General features: G+C 45.8%; 16 protein-coding genes. All 16 read right to left on the reverse strand.

Going from position 1 to position 16,203, the window contains the following annotated elements; translation table 11 throughout:
* Positions 1-121: 121 nt before the first annotated feature.
* Complete coding sequence (locus MHH86_RS29225; RefSeq protein ID WP_036681523.1) at positions 122-1,249, reverse strand: MraY family glycosyltransferase; 1,128 nt, start codon at positions 1,247-1,249, stop codon at positions 122-124.
* 116 nt (positions 1,250-1,365) lie between these two features.
* Positions 1,366-2,121 carry a WecB/TagA/CpsF family glycosyltransferase gene (locus tag MHH86_RS29230; RefSeq protein WP_036681526.1) on the reverse strand — a complete coding sequence of 252 codons (756 nt, stop codon included), beginning with the start codon at positions 2,119-2,121 and terminating at the stop codon, positions 1,366-1,368.
* Positions 2,122-2,127: 6 nt separating this feature from the next.
* A complete protein-coding gene (gene csaB / locus MHH86_RS29235) occupies positions 2,128-3,261 on the reverse strand; it encodes a polysaccharide pyruvyl transferase CsaB (protein ID WP_036681529.1) in 1,134 nt (377 codons plus the stop codon).
* Entirely contained in the window at positions 3,237-5,273 is a 2,037-nt protein-coding gene (locus MHH86_RS29240; protein WP_036681532.1) for a DUF5693 family protein, read from the reverse strand. The genes csaB and MHH86_RS29240 overlap by 25 nt, the downstream gene beginning before the upstream one ends.
* A gap of 128 nt (positions 5,274-5,401) precedes the next feature.
* Positions 5,402-7,123 carry a phospho-sugar mutase gene (locus tag MHH86_RS29245; protein ID WP_076316161.1) on the reverse strand — a complete coding sequence of 574 codons (1,722 nt, stop codon included), beginning with the start codon at positions 7,121-7,123 and terminating at the stop codon, positions 5,402-5,404.
* Between the two features lie 42 nt (positions 7,124-7,165).
* Complete coding sequence (gene fabZ / locus MHH86_RS29250) at positions 7,166-7,588, reverse strand: 3-hydroxyacyl-ACP dehydratase FabZ (RefSeq protein WP_036681536.1); 423 nt, start codon at positions 7,586-7,588, stop codon at positions 7,166-7,168.
* A 263-nt stretch (positions 7,589-7,851) separates the two neighbouring features.
* Entirely contained in the window at positions 7,852-8,076 is a 225-nt protein-coding gene (locus MHH86_RS29255) for a DNA-directed RNA polymerase subunit beta (protein ID WP_036681538.1), read from the reverse strand.
* Positions 8,077-8,086: 10 nt separating this feature from the next.
* The gene (locus MHH86_RS29260; protein WP_076099680.1) at positions 8,087-8,908 is read right to left on the reverse strand and encodes a flagellar hook-basal body protein; all 822 of its coding nucleotides are present in this window, start codon (positions 8,906-8,908) and stop codon (positions 8,087-8,089) included.
* A gap of 52 nt (positions 8,909-8,960) precedes the next feature.
* Entirely contained in the window at positions 8,961-9,839 is an 879-nt protein-coding gene (locus tag MHH86_RS29265; RefSeq protein ID WP_038573634.1) for a flagellar hook-basal body protein, read from the reverse strand.
* A gap of 47 nt (positions 9,840-9,886) precedes the next feature.
* Positions 9,887-10,885, reverse strand: coding sequence for a rod shape-determining protein (locus MHH86_RS29270; protein WP_036681546.1), 999 nt, complete (start codon positions 10,883-10,885; stop codon positions 9,887-9,889).
* Positions 10,886-11,014: 129 nt separating this feature from the next.
* Positions 11,015-11,302: a sporulation transcriptional regulator SpoIIID gene (gene spoIIID, locus MHH86_RS29275; RefSeq protein WP_036681548.1), complete on the reverse strand. Its 288-nt coding sequence runs from the start codon at positions 11,300-11,302 to the stop codon at positions 11,015-11,017.
* 272 nt (positions 11,303-11,574) lie between these two features.
* On the reverse strand, positions 11,575-12,318 hold the full coding sequence (locus MHH86_RS29280; RefSeq protein WP_036681550.1) for a M23 family metallopeptidase: 744 nt from the start codon (positions 12,316-12,318) through the stop codon (positions 11,575-11,577).
* A 61-nt stretch (positions 12,319-12,379) separates the two neighbouring features.
* Positions 12,380-13,522: a stage II sporulation protein D gene (gene spoIID / locus MHH86_RS29285; RefSeq protein ID WP_076316160.1), complete on the reverse strand. Its 1,143-nt coding sequence runs from the start codon at positions 13,520-13,522 to the stop codon at positions 12,380-12,382.
* Positions 13,523-13,738: 216 nt separating this feature from the next.
* Positions 13,739-15,115, reverse strand: a complete 1,377-nt coding sequence (murA, locus tag MHH86_RS29290; RefSeq protein ID WP_036681554.1) for a UDP-N-acetylglucosamine 1-carboxyvinyltransferase — start codon at positions 15,113-15,115, stop codon at positions 13,739-13,741.
* A 199-nt stretch (positions 15,116-15,314) separates the two neighbouring features.
* Entirely contained in the window at positions 15,315-15,572 is a 258-nt protein-coding gene (locus MHH86_RS29295; protein WP_036681556.1) for a DUF1146 family protein, read from the reverse strand.
* Positions 15,573-15,768: 196 nt separating this feature from the next.
* Entirely contained in the window at positions 15,769-16,185 is a 417-nt protein-coding gene (locus MHH86_RS29300; protein WP_036681559.1) for a F0F1 ATP synthase subunit epsilon, read from the reverse strand.
* Positions 16,186-16,203: the final 18 nt, after the last annotated feature.

Here is a 16,203-nt window from a genome sequence, read left to right on the forward strand (position 1 = left end):
TTCACTTTGTTCTTTATCGGTCATAGGAAGCGATATTTTTAGGGAAAACAACAAAAAACTCATCCGAAAAGGGATGAGTTTTGTTAGTTATAGAAAATATTAGAATAATACCATTAATAAATTAAGATTTGGAACCTCTTTCCGGATTAGCTTTCATACGAATTCTTAAAAAGAAATCAATCAACGGACGTTTAGTCTTACCGATCAAACCTGTAACTTCCGCACCGATCTGCAAGAAGAAGAGCATGATGCAGATGACTACAAAGGTAACCCAGTTCGCCTCGTAAAGAGCGGCAGAGGATTGAATAACAGCTAAAACTCCGAAAAATGCAGCAATACCATAAATAATGAGCACAGTCTGACGATGACTAAAGCCTAGCTCGCGAAGGCAATGATGCAAGTGACCTTTATCTGGTGCAAAGATTGGTTTCTTCTGCAGCTTACGGCGCACGATCGCAAAGAACGTGTCCGACAACGGTACACCAATAATAAGCAAAGGTGTAATAAACGAAACCACGGCAATCTGTTTAAACCCTAGCAAAGCAAGTAAAGCTAAGCAGAAGCCTAAGAACAGCGATCCCGTATCCCCCATAAAAATCTTGGCGGGATGGAAGTTGAAGAACAAGAATCCGATTATGCTACCCAGAAGCAACAGGCATAACATTGCAACCATCGTGTTACCCATCAAGAAAGCCATTACCGCAATCGTAGCAATCGCAATCCCTGATACACCAGCAGCAAGCCCGTCCAACCCGTCAATCAGGTTAACAGCATTGGTGACACCAACAATCCAGAAAATCGTAAGCGGGATAGCAATCCAGCTTTCCAATGAAGAATACGTATTGTTAAATGGAATATTCACAAAATCTACAGTAATACCAAAACCGAAAACTACAATACATGCTGCGACAATTTGGCCCAGCAGCTTCAACTTTGCTGATAATTCAAATCGGTCATCCAACCCTCCGATAAGTACAATCAGTCCGCCGCCACACAGCAGCGCTTTGATGAAGTTGGCCTCCCGCGGAGTGAACTCATATGGAATAATCGGCAATACGGCAAGCAGGCCTAACACAAACGCCAGAAAAATAGCTAATCCGCCAAGGCGGGGCATAATTTTCGTGTGCACTTTACGAGCATTCGGCACATCTGTCGCACCAATCTTAATGGCGAATTTTTTCACCAAAGGTGTGAGGCCAAGTGCGAGTCCCATGCATACGATAAATCCAGCGATGTATATGATTAACATTTGATCAGTCGACCCCCATTTCTCTACCGCATTGAATTATACGCTGTTACAAAAACAAATTCCAATCCCTTTTTTAGGCTATTCATCTGATTTTCTAGGTGAATATCGGCATTTGACTAGACTTTTGTTACTTTATCTTTCTCACGCACCACTTTTAATGCGAATTTCGGCAACGCAAGCATTCTTTTGTACCGCGTAGGCTCTTTTAATAAACGGTACAACCATTCAATTCTCATTTTTTGGAAAACTTTTGGCGCTCTCTTGCTCTTGCCAGAAATTACATCAAAGCTGCCGCCGACCCCCATCATGATCGGAACACCTAACTTGGATTTGTGTTTTGCAATCCATGGTTCCTGACTATCCGCGCCTCTGGCCACAAATAATAAGTCAGGATTGGTTTTAACAATTCCAGCAATAATTTCATCGTCCGATTCCGGACCAAAATAACCGTCATGATATCCTGCAATAATAACACGCGGATATTGCAATTGTAACCTTTCAGCGGTTTCCTGAATCACCTCAGGTGTAGAACCAAGGAGATATACCTTCCATCCATATCTTTCACCCTGTTGCATCAATTCATGTAACAGGTCAAACCCAGCTACCCGTTCGGTTACAGGCTCCTTACAATAATTAGCAGCCCATACCACACCGGTTCCATCTGGGACAACCAATTCAGCTGACTTCATTATCTCCATATAAGCTGGATCTTCCAAAGCAGCCATAACCATAATCGGATTAGCTGTAATCACTTGATGCGGGATACGGGTATGAACCGCCTCTGTCAAATAAGCAACAGTTGCTGCCATATCCACCTTGGAGACTCTAATCCCAAAAATAGGAACTGTAGGTACCGCGCTTTCTGCTTTCACTTTAGATCATCCTTTATGGTGGAAATATTCTACGATTTGCCGTGCTGGAGCCCCTGCTTCTTGAATCAACGAGGAGAGGATCGTCTCCCGCTCATTTCTCCATCCCTCTGTTGTTTCCAAAAGATGGCCTATCTCAGCAGCAACTTGTCCAGCATCTAATGATTGGGTCGTGCCCACAGGCTGACACCGAACTCTGTCTAGAAAATGATCAATTTTCGGATCATAAGAGATACCAATCAGCGGAACTCGCCGCCCTGCGGCATAAATCAGGCTATGAAGACGCATTCCGATCAGCACTTCACATTGCCCTACTTCCCGCAGCATGTGTTGCGGATGACTGGCATCTTCACAAATACTGACCTGCCCCCCATGCTGGCTTATATTTTCTTCCAGCTTCTCCATCACATAACGTGAGGCTTCAATATCCGATGGAAGATGAAACGGAAGGAATCTTAAATGCAATGGTTTCTCAAGATTCGCCTTAATCAAGCCTTGAGCAAGAGCGTCCAGCTCCTTGCGATCTTGTTCCCAATAACGTACCGAAATACCTACTACCGGAAGTGAATCTGAAGACTCTGGTAATTCAGCAGCATCAGTATCATCAGGTAAAGATAAGCCCATCACCGGGTCAGGAACAACCTCTATGTTCTTCTGTTCTAATCCCATAGAAAGTAAAAGCTCGCGGGATTGTTCATCCCGCACAGAGATATAGGTACATTTGCGAAACACTGATTTGATTAATGGGTGGAAAAGCTTACGATTCACAGGTCCGATTCCTTGAGCATAAATAAAGGTCGGTTTACCCATCCACTGCGCAAGCTTGATAATACCTAAATAGTAAGGAATACTCTTGCTTCCTGTTACATCTTGCAGCAAGCTACCTCCACCGCTGATCAGACCAGAACTCTCATAAATAGCTTGACGGACTTCAACCAGCTTCATCCGGTGCACAGATTTCACTCCATATGTGGCGCTAGTCCACTCAGGATCGATGGACAAGACAATGGGTTCGATCTCTATACCTGCAGCTTGAGAATGTTGTTGCAGTGCAATCAATATAGATTGCAGTACCGCCTCATCCCCGCTGTTATGGAAACCGTAATAACCGGAAATAACTATCTTTTTAGGAGTGGCGACCATCGTTTCCAACACCCTTCTGCAATTTGCCATACGATTACGGCAATCACACCAATGATCAGTCCTAATCCAAGACCGAGCAAGCCACGAATGAGCGAGATCAGAACTGGCGAGTGAATATGTGCAAAGGTATCCACCATGGAGAGCTGACCGATTACAGCAATAATCATGATAAACGCTGCATTCCGGTATCTAAAGGCCAAGAATGCACCAAGAATTAATAACGGATGCGCTAGCAAAAACTCTTTATTACGCGGTCGAACGCCAACCGTATTTTCCAAGAAGGTACGTAAAACCATTTCCAGCGGACTCACACTGCCACCGTTACCTGTACGGGTCATGTAATAATAGCCAACAACCGCCAAAACAAAGGCAATGATAATCATCGCAAATGTGATTGGTGTCCGCAGCAGCTTACCTGTCTTGTTAAAGACAAAATCCCCGCGATACAAAAGTACGTAAAGTGCCACAAGACCGATAGGCGCCATATGAAGCAGACTGACACCACGGAACTGGTTGAGAACCAGGCTATAAGTAACATTATTAAGCAGTGCTATCATAAACGGCACAGCGCTCAAAGAGATCAGTGAAGTCTTAAAATAAAGCACTAAGCTATGTGTAAACCGGCGTTGCGGGCTCATAGCCTTATAGGTAAGGGGATTGCTCCGTAGAGGTGGCCCCATTTCATTAACCTTACGAATGGCAAGCACAACGGCAAGCGTTGGTGCACTTATCGCAGCGGCAAGCGCGAGCGCTTGTTCAAACATTTCAGGCTTCACTAGCATCAGGCCTGCACTTCCAATCAGACCTAACACCCAGGCAGCAAGCGTGAGCTGTGGAATGAAGTAAGAGACCAGCAGAGCCACTAAAGACACTGCTCCAACCACCGCAACTAACTTAAAGTAACGTTGATAAGAGGAATCTACAACCTCAAATGCCGTAGCTTGTCCCAACTTAAATCCATTATCTTCAATCTGCTCAACAGCTCCGCCTGGTTCGCTTAGGCTGGTAATAAGATTATCTAATGTATCTGTTACCTGTGCCTTAGCAGTATTTCTTGCAGGAATCGTGTTTAAGTAGATCATGCGGATATTCCGATCCTTTGTTGCCAGAGCGAAACGGTCCGAAATCACTTTTGGATCTAAAGCAGAATCACCCTCACTAAGGGAATATAAACGCGTCACATTATAATCCAGCAAATAAGCGAGCCTGTTAAAGCCCTTTTGCTGTTTCTTAATATTCTCAATTGCTGCAATCCCCATTCCACGTTCCTTAAGGAGATTAGCAAAGTCAGTGATACTGCCAGTATCGGCATCATCATTAAACCCTTTAACAGACTCACCTTCAAATAGAATCCGTTTAACACCCAATTCCTCATAACGATCCAACAGCTTCTTTACCGTGGCTTCATTATAAGTCAGAGAATCCACAAGACGAGGTACAATACTGAATCCCTTGTTGTGCAGCATCTCCAATGTAAATGGATCGGGCTGGAGCGGCTTCAATGTAGCATCTTCTAGCGGGGTCTCAATGATAAGACCCTGCTGTCCGCGGAAACTCCAGTCTCTTGAATTAATCCCAAGATTACTAAATGCTTCTTTAATTACAGGCGCTAAAGTATCGCTGTAATCAGCACTGGTAAAAAGAATATAGGTATAGTTCTCATTTTCAGGAATGATCGTGTCCGTAAGATTAGCTATATCAGCCGCACCCCATATCATCAGACGACGCGCCTTACGATAATCTTCCAATGTGCTTTCGTAAATCGCCATACTCTGAACACCCGCGTCTTTAAGGCGATCTAACTGCTCGGAAATATAATCTTGTGGATTTGCACGATAGCTGGCTACATCAACCAGATCACGATAATCAAATACAAATTCTACTGTCTTGGAAGACTTCTCCGTCTGCAGTCGATCATAGACCACAGGCAAGGCTGCTATAACGCCAACCACAACTATGATCCACAGCCACTTTCGGGAAGTAATATTCCAACGTTGCCATTTTTGCCGCACCAAAAGTACCTCCTCTTTCGCTTTAAAAACTCTTTTAACAAAAGTAGAAACGGATCGTCATCCTTTTAGAGACGGTACCCGTTTCTACATAAAATATAATTCACAATATAGAAGGCACTCTATATTTATTATTGTCCCCCGTCAACGCGAGCCATAACCTGTTTCGACAGTGCAGCAACCTTATCCTTAGCATTCTGCAGGGAGTCACCCACTACTGCAAAATAAACCTTAATCTTAGGCTCTGTGCCGGAAGGGCGCAGGCAGAACCAAGATCCGTCAGCCAGCAAATACTTCAGTACATTTTCCTTCGGCAGTCCATTTAAGCCCAGAGAATAATCCTGAATTTCTGTTACGGCAGATCCAGCAATTTCTTGTGGTGCATTAGAACGCCAATCATTCATGATTCCTTGAATTTGCGCAACGCCATCTTTGCCTTTCAGCGTACGGGACTCCAAGCTTTCCAAGAAGTATCCGAACTGCTCGTACAATTCCTGAAGAACATCATATAATGTTTTGCCTTGAGCTTTATAATAAGCACCTGCTTCAGCGATAAGCATAGCAGCAAGAACAGCATCCTTATCACGAGCATAATTGCCTGCAAGATAACCATAGCTTTCTTCATATCCGAAAAGATATGTGTATTCTCCGGATTGTTCGAACTGCGTCATCTTTTCTCCAATATATTTGAAGCCAGTCAGCGTATTAAATACAGTTGCACCATAATGAGAAGCTACAGCAGCCCCCATTTCGCTAGTAACGATAGTCTTTACAACCGCACCATTGCGAGGCAGCTTTCCTTGTTCCTGCAAACGACTCAAATAGTAATGAATCATCAGTGCTCCGGATTGATTGCCGGACAGAACAACAAATTTACCTTCATTGTCGCGAACTACCGCACCCATACGGTCTGCATCAGGATCTGTACCAATCAAAAGGTCAGCATCCAACTCTTCGCCCAGCTTCATAGCCAGCGTAAAAGCTTCACGTTCCTCCGGGTTCGGAGATTTCACTGTAGAGAATTCAGAATCCGGCTGCTCTTGCTCAGGTACAACATGCACCTGGGTGAAGCCGATTTTCTCAAGTACACGGCGGACTGGCAAATTACCTGTACCATGCAGCGGAGTGTATACGATTTTGAAGTCTTTTCCAAGCGTAGAGGCAATCTCTTCACTTGCAAGACTGACCGCAGCAACAGTATCGGTAAACGCTTCGTCATCCTTCTCTCCTAGCCAGTGCAACAGTCCTTGAGCTTCAGCTTCTTCTTGCGAAATCCGCTTCACACCATCAAAAGTGTCAACCTCTAATATGTAAGAAATGACCTTTTCGGCTTCGTGTGGTACAAGCTGTCCGCCTTCCGAATTATAGACCTTATAACCATTGTATTCAGGAGGGTTATGGCTCGCGGTGATTACAATACCACCCGTTGCTTTCAAATAACGCACACTGAATGACAGCTGTGGTGTTGAACGAAGGGAAGTAAACAAATGCGCCTCGATACCATTAGCAGCCAGTACGAGAGCAGCCTCAAGTGTGAATTCAGGCGAGAAGCGGCGAGAGTCATGCGCGATAACAACCGAAGGTCTGCCTTCTCCAGTATGCTTTTCTAGAATATAATTAGCGAAGCCTTGTGTAGCTCTGCCAACAGTATAACGATTGATACGATTGCTGCCCGCACCAATAACCCCACGCAAGCCGCCTGTACCAAACTCTAAGTCTCTGTAAAAACGCTCTTCAAGCTCCTGTGGCTCATTCTCCAGAGCGCGAAGCTCTGCCTTTGTAGCCTCGTCAACAGAAGGGTCCTGCAACCAGCGGGATAATGTGTCTGCCGCTTTTGCACTTAATTGAGTCATATGAATCTCTCCTTTAGATATATTTATAAAAAAATAAAATATTTAGCTCAGAGCAAACATAATTTCTCCAGAGGCTACAACCTTACCTTCAACGGAAGCAGTAGCTTGTCCTTTTCCGATGCTGCCCTTAAGACGGGTGATCTCTACTTCAAGAGTAAGTGTATCGCCTGGTACCACTTGACCACGGAAACGGAATCCGTCCAGCCCAGCTAAAAAACCGATTCGGCCGCGATTAGCCTCTACTCCCAGGATAGCAACCGCACCCACTTGTGCAAGGGCTTCTGTAATCAGTACACCCGGCATTACCGGATAGCCCGGAAAGTGACCTACAAAGAACGGTTCATTGATCGTTACATTTTTGATTCCTACAGCTTTTTTGCCCATTTCAATCTCGATAATTTTGTCCACCAGCAGAAATGGAGGCCGATGGGGGATGATTTCTTGAATTTGGTTGATATCCAGCATTATGACAAAACTCCTTTCGGATGTTGCACATTTTCTTTTATTCTTTGCCGAAATGCATAAAATTAGGCAGGTTCGGTAAAAACTATATTTATCCTTCACCAACTGCAGAAGTGGAGGTTGAGATAAGGGGCTTTCTCCACCGGATGCGGCAGCATGGCGGAGAGGGCCCTTTTTGCTGCCCGAGGCCCCCCACCATTATACATTTTTCAGCATAAAAAAGAAAACTCCCTTGTATAACAAGGGAGTGGTTAAATCATCTTCATTTATGGAGCAAAAACCAAATCATATACATGTCTCCACGTGCTCCACTGCAGAGCATCGCTTAACTCTTTCTTACCCAGGACAACGTAACCGACGGCCAGGCCGCCTCCAAGTGCAGCTACGAGAAGCAAGGGAATAAGAACCCATTGTATCATGGTCCATTTGGAGATCCCTCGTGGAGAGGGTTCTTTCTTCTCTTCCGATTTAACTTTTTCCTGTCGATCCATTCCTTCACCTCTACGCGCGCATGTTATTGGCTAGACCAAACATCTGATCACTGGACGAAAGTGCCCGAGCTACGAGTTGATACGTGCGTTGAATCTGCATCATTTCTGTCATTTCTGAGGTCATATCGACATTCGACTGCTCCAGCCATCCTGAGCGCACTCCAATTCCAGATGCCTCGCCTGCCGCTCTTTGTACAAAAGCCTGCTGTGCTGTAACTCCATCTGCAAGCATATAGAAATTCCCGTCGACAGCCTTTAAGGCATTCTGTGTCTTAGGTTCTACTATCATTATAGTACCCGCTACCTGAACAGGTCCATTCTCCGTCTTTTTCGTTAACACACGACCGGATTCATCGATAGCAGCATTCACACCTACAGGAACCGTTAGAGGTTTGCCCTCTGTATTTAAAACGGAGTTTCCTGTGTTATCAACCAATACCATCTTTTTGGCATCAGTCGTGTCAGGAATAAAGTGAAAATCACCCTGACGTGTGTACGCCGTAGTACCATTGACCTGAACACCAAAAAGCCCGTTGCCCTGAATGGCTAAGTCGGTCGGACTCCCTGTTTCTTTAAGGGGACCCTCTTCCCAATTCGTTGAGATCGAAGGCACATAAGTCCCAAAACCCATATTAAAGCCTAGGGGTGTAGAACGGCCCGGTTGGTCATAATCATCCGATTGCTGTTGTACACGAGTCAGCACGTCCTCAAAAGAGCCCTGCTTGCTCTTATAACCATTGGTATCCATGTTGGCTAGATTATCCGCTATAATATCAAGCCGCTGCTGAAGGCTCGACATGGAGACTGCTGCACTAATCGTTGAGTTGTTCATAGATCAAACCTCCTATAAGCTCTACCTGTAAAGCTCATTTCCTAAGCACTGCCTAAACCCTGCCAACTTCACTTACAGCCTTCTGCAAGCTGCCATCATAATATTGAACAATCTTCTGGTTCGCTTCATAAGCCCGATAGGCGGCATTCAAATCCACAGTAACCTGAGTAGGATCTACATTGGAGCTTTCCAAGTAACCTTGGCGTACTTGCATGTTATCTGTTCCGTTAGAGAAACGGATATCTGCCGCCTCTACATCATCAGCGTGAAATACACCATTACCGTCACGTACAAGCTCCTGTGGCTTTGTTACTACACTCACACCAAGCTTGGTCCCTGTCGGAAGTCCTGTTACTGGATTAAGCAAATTACCCTGCCCGTCCACTTTAAGGGTGTCCTGATTTCCTGTCAAGACAAGGGGCTTGCCTGTGGAATCAAGAACCTTGAAGCCACCACTGCTCAGTACCTCTCCTGTAGCCGCGTTTATTGAGAAGCTCCCATTTCGCGTATACAGATTATTCCCTTCAGCATCCTGTACAGTAAAGAAGGCCTGTGGACGATAAACAACCTCACCCTCAGGGCTTACATATTTGCCCGAACCATCAAAGGAGATATTTTGACCTGTCACAGGATCAGCTACTTGCAAATCCGTAGATAAAGCAAAATCCATGGTCTTGCCGCTCTCCCTTAAATCACCCTGTAAATATTGGGATATCGACTGTTCTGCAAAAACCCCAGTGTTAAGACGCCCCACTGGCTTGGTATTGCCATTACTCATAGCAGAGATCAATACATCCGGAAAAGCATGATTGACACTGTCAACCTGCTTGTACCCCGTTGTATTCAAGTTAGCGATGTTCTGTGTTGCCGTATCATGTCTACGCTGCTGTGTAACCATACCTGCAGCGGCTGTATATAATCCTCTTATCATGAAGGTAGTCCCCTTCCGAATCTTTTGCTACCTTTTATATCGGCTGCTTAGAACTTTTTCTTAACGACCTTGTCCAAATTATCCAGCATTATTCCTGTTCCCTTAACTACACAATGCATCGGGTCTTCCGCTATCCACACCGGAACATGTAATTCTTCCGAGAGGAGCTCGTCCAATCCATTAAGTAAAGCGCCACCGCCAGTTAGAACAACACCCCGGTCAATAATATCTGCTGATAGCTCAGGCGGTGTACGTTCCAGAACGGACTTAGCAGCTGCCACAATAGAAGAAACCGGATCCCATAGTGCTTCTTTTACCTCGCCTGAAGTAATAGTGAGCGTCTGAGGGAGTCCACTTACCATATCACGACCACGAATATCCATTTCAGCCTGCATCAGGCCTGGACGCACGGTGCCAATTGTAACCTTAATATCCTCTGCCGTACGTTCGCCGATTAACAGCTTATACTTTTGTTTAATATATCTTAAAATGGCCTCATCGAACTTGTCTCCTGCGACTTTAATCGAAGAAGCGGTAACGACGTCGCCCATAGAAAGTACGGCTACATCCGTCGTTCCGCCACCGATATCGACGACCATGTTCCCACTAGGCTGATAAATATCCATTCCCGCTCCGATTGCAGCGGCTTTTGGCTCTTCCTCCATAAAAACTTCCTTAGCCCCGCTCCGCTCCGCCGCTTCCCGTATGGACTTCTGTTCCACAGATGTAATATTTGTAGGGGCGCAAATCAGAATACGGGGCCGTGCGTACCAGGACCGGCCGCCAACGCGGTCGATAAAATACTTAAGCATCATTTCTGTGATTTCAAAATCTGCAATGACACCATCCCGGAGAGGACGGATTGTTATAATATTTCCAGGTGTACGTCCAACCATGCGACGTGCCTGTTCTCCCACCGCAAGGACTCTCTTCGTATCACTTTCAAGTGTGACCACGGAAGGTTCATCCAGAACGACTCCCCTTCCCTTAACATGTATGAGCACATTGGCCGTGCCGAGGTCGATTCCGATATCCTTGCTAAACATAATGAAAGAGCCCCCAAAGTGTTATTTTAATTGAAAAAACAGCAGTTAGTACTAAATTTAAAAATACCATACTTTAGGGGAAGTACACAATGTATTAAAGCTGAATATTTCCTTAAATTTCCGAAAATCTCATGGCTTTGATGCTACAGCAACCTCACGTTTTTTCCCCGTCGATTTTTTATATTTGATTTTTGTGGCTTCTCCCCCCCGAAGATGTCGGATGGACTTGTGATATTCGAGAATGTGCTTCACCTGATCGGCCAGATCAGGGTTGATCTCTGGCAGACGCTCAGTTAAATCTTTATGCACCGTGCTCTTTGAAACGCCAAATTCCTTGGCTATGGTCCGGACCGTATGCCTGGTTTCCACGATGCAGCGTCCGATTTTGATCGTACGTTCCTTGATGTAATCGTGCACGCTCCCGCCTCCCAACTGTGGATAGTTTGGTACATTATATGAGGGGCGGGCTTATATATTCGCGCTTTCAAGACATGACAAGCTATGGAGGGCTCATTTTATTTAATGGACAACCTAATAACCCGTGTTATTAGCATGATGAAAAGCCGTCGCTGTCCCTTTAGGTCAACAACCGTTTCCCGCGTAAACAAAAGGCTCATCACAAACATAACCTTAAAAATCCCTATATACACAAAAAAATAGGGGGCTTTCGCCCCCTGCTATAGAAATTTTTATCGCTGTGGCAGTAAATCCGATGGATTGACTACTTTGCCATCTTCGTACACTTCAAAGTGTACATGATTTCCAAGGTTCTTTTCGATCTCACTGCGACCAGCTGTGGCAAGAGTATCTCCCTGCTTCACTACATCGCCTTGTTTAACTTTTGTTTCACCAAGACTTTGGTATACAGTCTTCAAATTACCTTGATGGGTAATTTCAATCACTTTACCTAATACCGCAACATCTTCCACTCTGGTCACTTCACCGCTGAGCGCTGCTTTGACATCGAACGTATTGTTGTCTTCACGGGCAATATCGATTCCGACATTAGGAATAAATTTGTCGTTATATTGCACCATAGCGGCAACGTGATTGTCCTCTGTACCATTCTCATCATAATACGGCTTAACTACTTCTACTTCACCTGGATTAGCTACTGGCCAAGTCATACTTTCCGTTGAAGCAACAACTTCAAGTGCATCTGGACCTCCGGTTGTTGTACCAGCTTCATTAGCGGAAGTTCCTACTTGCTGCGAAGTGGCGGCAGTGTCCTGGTTGAGCGGCTTTTGGCCGGCATCCTGATAGACCCACACCAAGGTTAGTATAATTGCCGCTGCCGCCGTGTAGACTGCTGGGAATACCCAACGTTTAGATACCAGTCTGTTCCATGAAGAAGGTTTTGCACCAGGTAAATCTCCCTGAGTTTTTTTGAGAGATTCATCTTGGTTTGTTTTGTTTTTGTCTTGTTCATTCATATGGTTATCACCTCAGTAACCAGTGTTACCGGGCTTTTCTCTTTTATACGTATCTTTCAAGTTATTTTTTCAGAAGAGTTGAGATTTGTGTAAATGAGATACCACTATAATAGTGTTTGAGAATTTGGGTAGCTGTTCCACCCTCTTTGGCCATCCCATTTGCCCCCCACTGACTCATCCCTACCCCATGCCCATTTCCGAAGGTCGTGATCAAGATCTTATTCCCCTTACGGCTCCAACTGAATTGGCTGGATCGTAGGCCTAGCTTCTCCCTCACTTCACGTCCAGTAAATATAGAGCCTCCAATAGAGATCTCTTTAATCCGATGTCCAGTGGTAAGAGACAACACTTCCATAGGTAATCTCGAAGATGATGAAATCTTCGTTGTAGTTCCTGAATTGGTAGTTTCTTTGGAGGCTGGAATGACTTTATCGTTCAGACCCAATCTAGTAAGTATTTCAGAAACAGTAAAAGTGTTAGTCACCGCATAGTTTGGGGTAATCTCTTTCTCCCAAGGACTCGTCACACTGCGCAGATAGGGAATCGCTGCATTCCAATACTCTTCTGAGTTCTCAGTATATCCTCCACTGGAGGCGAAAAAGGAGGCCGTTATCGGCTGCCCTTTATAAGTCATAATCACTCCGCGCGTCTCAAGGACCGCGCGCTGCAGCTTTGCGAGGTCGGCGCTTCTTCCGCCGAGCTTCCATTGCCGTTCCAGCGTGTCCTTAGATATGTAAGCCTGATGGCTTACCGTATCGGTTACATCCGCCTCCGGAACGGGTACGCCGCTTCTGTCGCCAGCCACCAGGCGGCGCATGATAAAGGTGCGGGCCGCTACGGCCTGCGCTTTGAGCGCTTCAAGCTCAAAGTCGGCCGGCATCTCGGCCGCAAGCACGCCGCGGACGTAGTCCTCCAGCGGCAATGTCTCTATTTGTCCGCTGTACGACAAATAGACAGAGACGTTCGGCTGCGGCGCTTCCTGCGCAGCCGTCTCCGGCGCCGCCGGAGGGGCCGTGACCGCCGGCACGGCCACAGGCGCCGGTTGTCCCCGGTGTAGCGGGACAACCGCCAGCGGAATCAGCAGCGCCGCCAGGAAAGGCGCTGCGAGCCAGGCGACGGGAATGAGTCGCCTGCGCCGGGGAGCAAGGGGACGCGAATGCCAGCGCGTTGTCTTGTTTCTTCGCAAGTAGCGGAAATCTTTCATCTCTATGGCTCCTTCCGTGAATCACTGGTGATTCTTATAGATATGAAATTACAGCAACTGCTAGAACACAATTTGAGAGAAAGAGAGTTCCTGTCCTCAATCTATTACTAGACCGCAGGCTATTAAATTGCGCACAAAAAAATCCCCATCAGATGAGGATTCCATAAAAAAAGACCAAGCTGCAATCTGCAGCCTGGTCTCTCCTAATGAGTGATATTATACCCAAGTTGGTTGAACCTGAAAGCGTGGTTTAACCTCTTCGGTTTTAGTCGATTCACTCTTGGATACTTCCGGTTTAAGAACTTCATCCTTCACGGTTTGCGCTGAAGTATCCTCCATGGAAATGCGCCAAATTTCCGCACCCAGTCCGGACAACTTCTCAGCCAAATGAACATACCCGCGGTCAATATGATGAGTTCCGCTTACTTCAGTAGTGCCTTCAGCAACCAGACCTGCCAAAATAAGCGCAGCTCCCGCACGCAGATCCGTAGCACAAACCTTAGCTCCGACCAATTGTGCATTACCTGTAACGATCGCCGAGCGACCTTCGATCTTAATCTCAGCGTTCATATTGTGGAATTCATCCACATGCATAAACCGGTTCTCAAATACGGTTTCTGTAACGACACTGGTACCTTCAGAACGCAGCAATAATGCCATCATTTGCGACTGCATATCCGTAGGAAAACCTGGATACGGCAAAGTCTTCAAATCAACAGCTTTGAGAGGCTTGTCACTGATTACACGAATACCGTTCTCGTCGGGAATAATGGTTACACCCATTTCTTCCATCTTAGCAATAACAGGACCTAAGTGATCTGCAATTGCGCCTTCCACATATACATCGCCACCGGTAATTGCTGCAGCCGCCATGTACGTACCTGCTTCGATACGGTCAGGGATTACATGATGTTTGACCCCATGCAGACGTTCTACCCCTTCAATACGAATAACGCCTGTGCCCGCACCACGCACGATAGCGCCCATACCATTCAAGTAATTAGCTAGGTCTACAATCTCAGGCTCCTTAGCCGCATTCTCGATAACGGTCACGCCTTCAGCTAGTGTAGCTGCCATCATTATATTTTCGGTCGCACCTACGCTTGCTACATCCAAATACACTTTGGCACCGCGCAGGCGTCCGTTGCTTTTCGCTTCAATGTAGCCCTGGCCGAGACTAATCTCCGCACCCAGTGCTTCAAACCCTTTCAAATGCTGATCAATCGGTCGTGTACCAATGGCACAGCCGCCTGGCAGGGAAATTCTTGTCTGACCAAGTCTAGATAACAGTGGGCCCATGACTAAAAAAGACGCCCGCATTTTTCGAACCCATTCATAAGGTGCTTCACAGGAAGTGATGTTTGTAGCATCCACCTGGATAATATCGTTCTGATATGTAACCCCTGCACCCAGAGATTCCAACATTTTTGATATCGTCATCACATCATCAAGCGGAGGTGCGTCTACAATGACGCTTACTCCTTCTTCTGCCAATAGAGAGGCGGCTATGATCGGTAATACGGAATTTTTTGCGCCGCTAACTTTCACGCTCCCGGTCAATCTGTTGCCACCGCGGACGATAAATTTGCTCATTTTCGGTTTCCCTCCGCGTCCATTATTTCTTAAATTATTTTTTTAGATTAAAGTAATTGCAAAAAAGTTCTCTACTCCATCAATACGCCCATTTACTCGGGCATGTTCCTTAAAGTTCAGTGTTGACATAATAAAACCTTATTATTCGACACCTTTTGACCACTGCGACCTAAGACACTTATAACCAAACTACATCCCCTTAAAACATATATCGGATCATCCCACTCCAGCTCAGGTAATCCAGGAAGAACCCCGCTACAAAACGACCAAGTACAATGGCCAACAGCAAGTGCAGCAGCCTTCCCTGAGGACTCTTGGGATATCTTATGACCAAATCGAGCTTAAGGTTCTGCAATGCCCACCAAGATAATACAACACTGAGCAAAGATACAATCATTGAGACCATACTGCTGGTTCCAACTGCACTAGACAACCCACCCGACAATATATCCTCCATGCTAACCCTCCGTGTTCGTATTACTCGGAAATCGACTCTTATATCATACTTGTGAAGGGCAAAAGAATCCAGTACTTTTACAAATTTTTAAACAATTCAGCGCCATTATCCAAAATAATGAAGAAATTTTAACCTTTTTCAATAGATTACTATAATAAAAAAGCAGTCAAACCCATAAGGCTTGACTGCTTTTTTCCTACTGTTGTCCTTTTCCAGTGGACACTTTAATCCGTGTAACAGCGCGTTGCAGCGCCAATTCCGCACGGCGGTGATCGATATCATCTTGTTTGCTCCGAGTCTGGAGACGGCGCTGAGCCCGTTCTCTAGCCGCTTCGGCGCGCTCAACATCGATATCTGTTGGCAGCTCGGCACTTTCAGCCAGCACAGTTACTTTGTCCTTATGCACTTCAACGAATCCGCCATGAACGGCGATGGAGATCGTAACACCGTCCGATTTGACGGATAACGGAGCAACCTGAAGTGGAGTCACAAGCGGAATGTGTCCCGGCAAAATACCCAACTCGCCTTCGACCCCTCTTACAATCAAGCTATTCACTTGCTTGGAGTAAACGAGATGCTCCGGCGTGACAATTTCCAACAAAAAGGTATTCACTTCCATTCCTCCTTAAAG

Origin of the sequence: Paenibacillus sp. FSL F4-0097 (assembly GCF_038593125.1) — a bacterium.
Lineage (GTDB): Bacteria > Bacillota > Bacilli > Paenibacillales > Paenibacillaceae > Paenibacillus_AQ > Paenibacillus_AQ odorifer.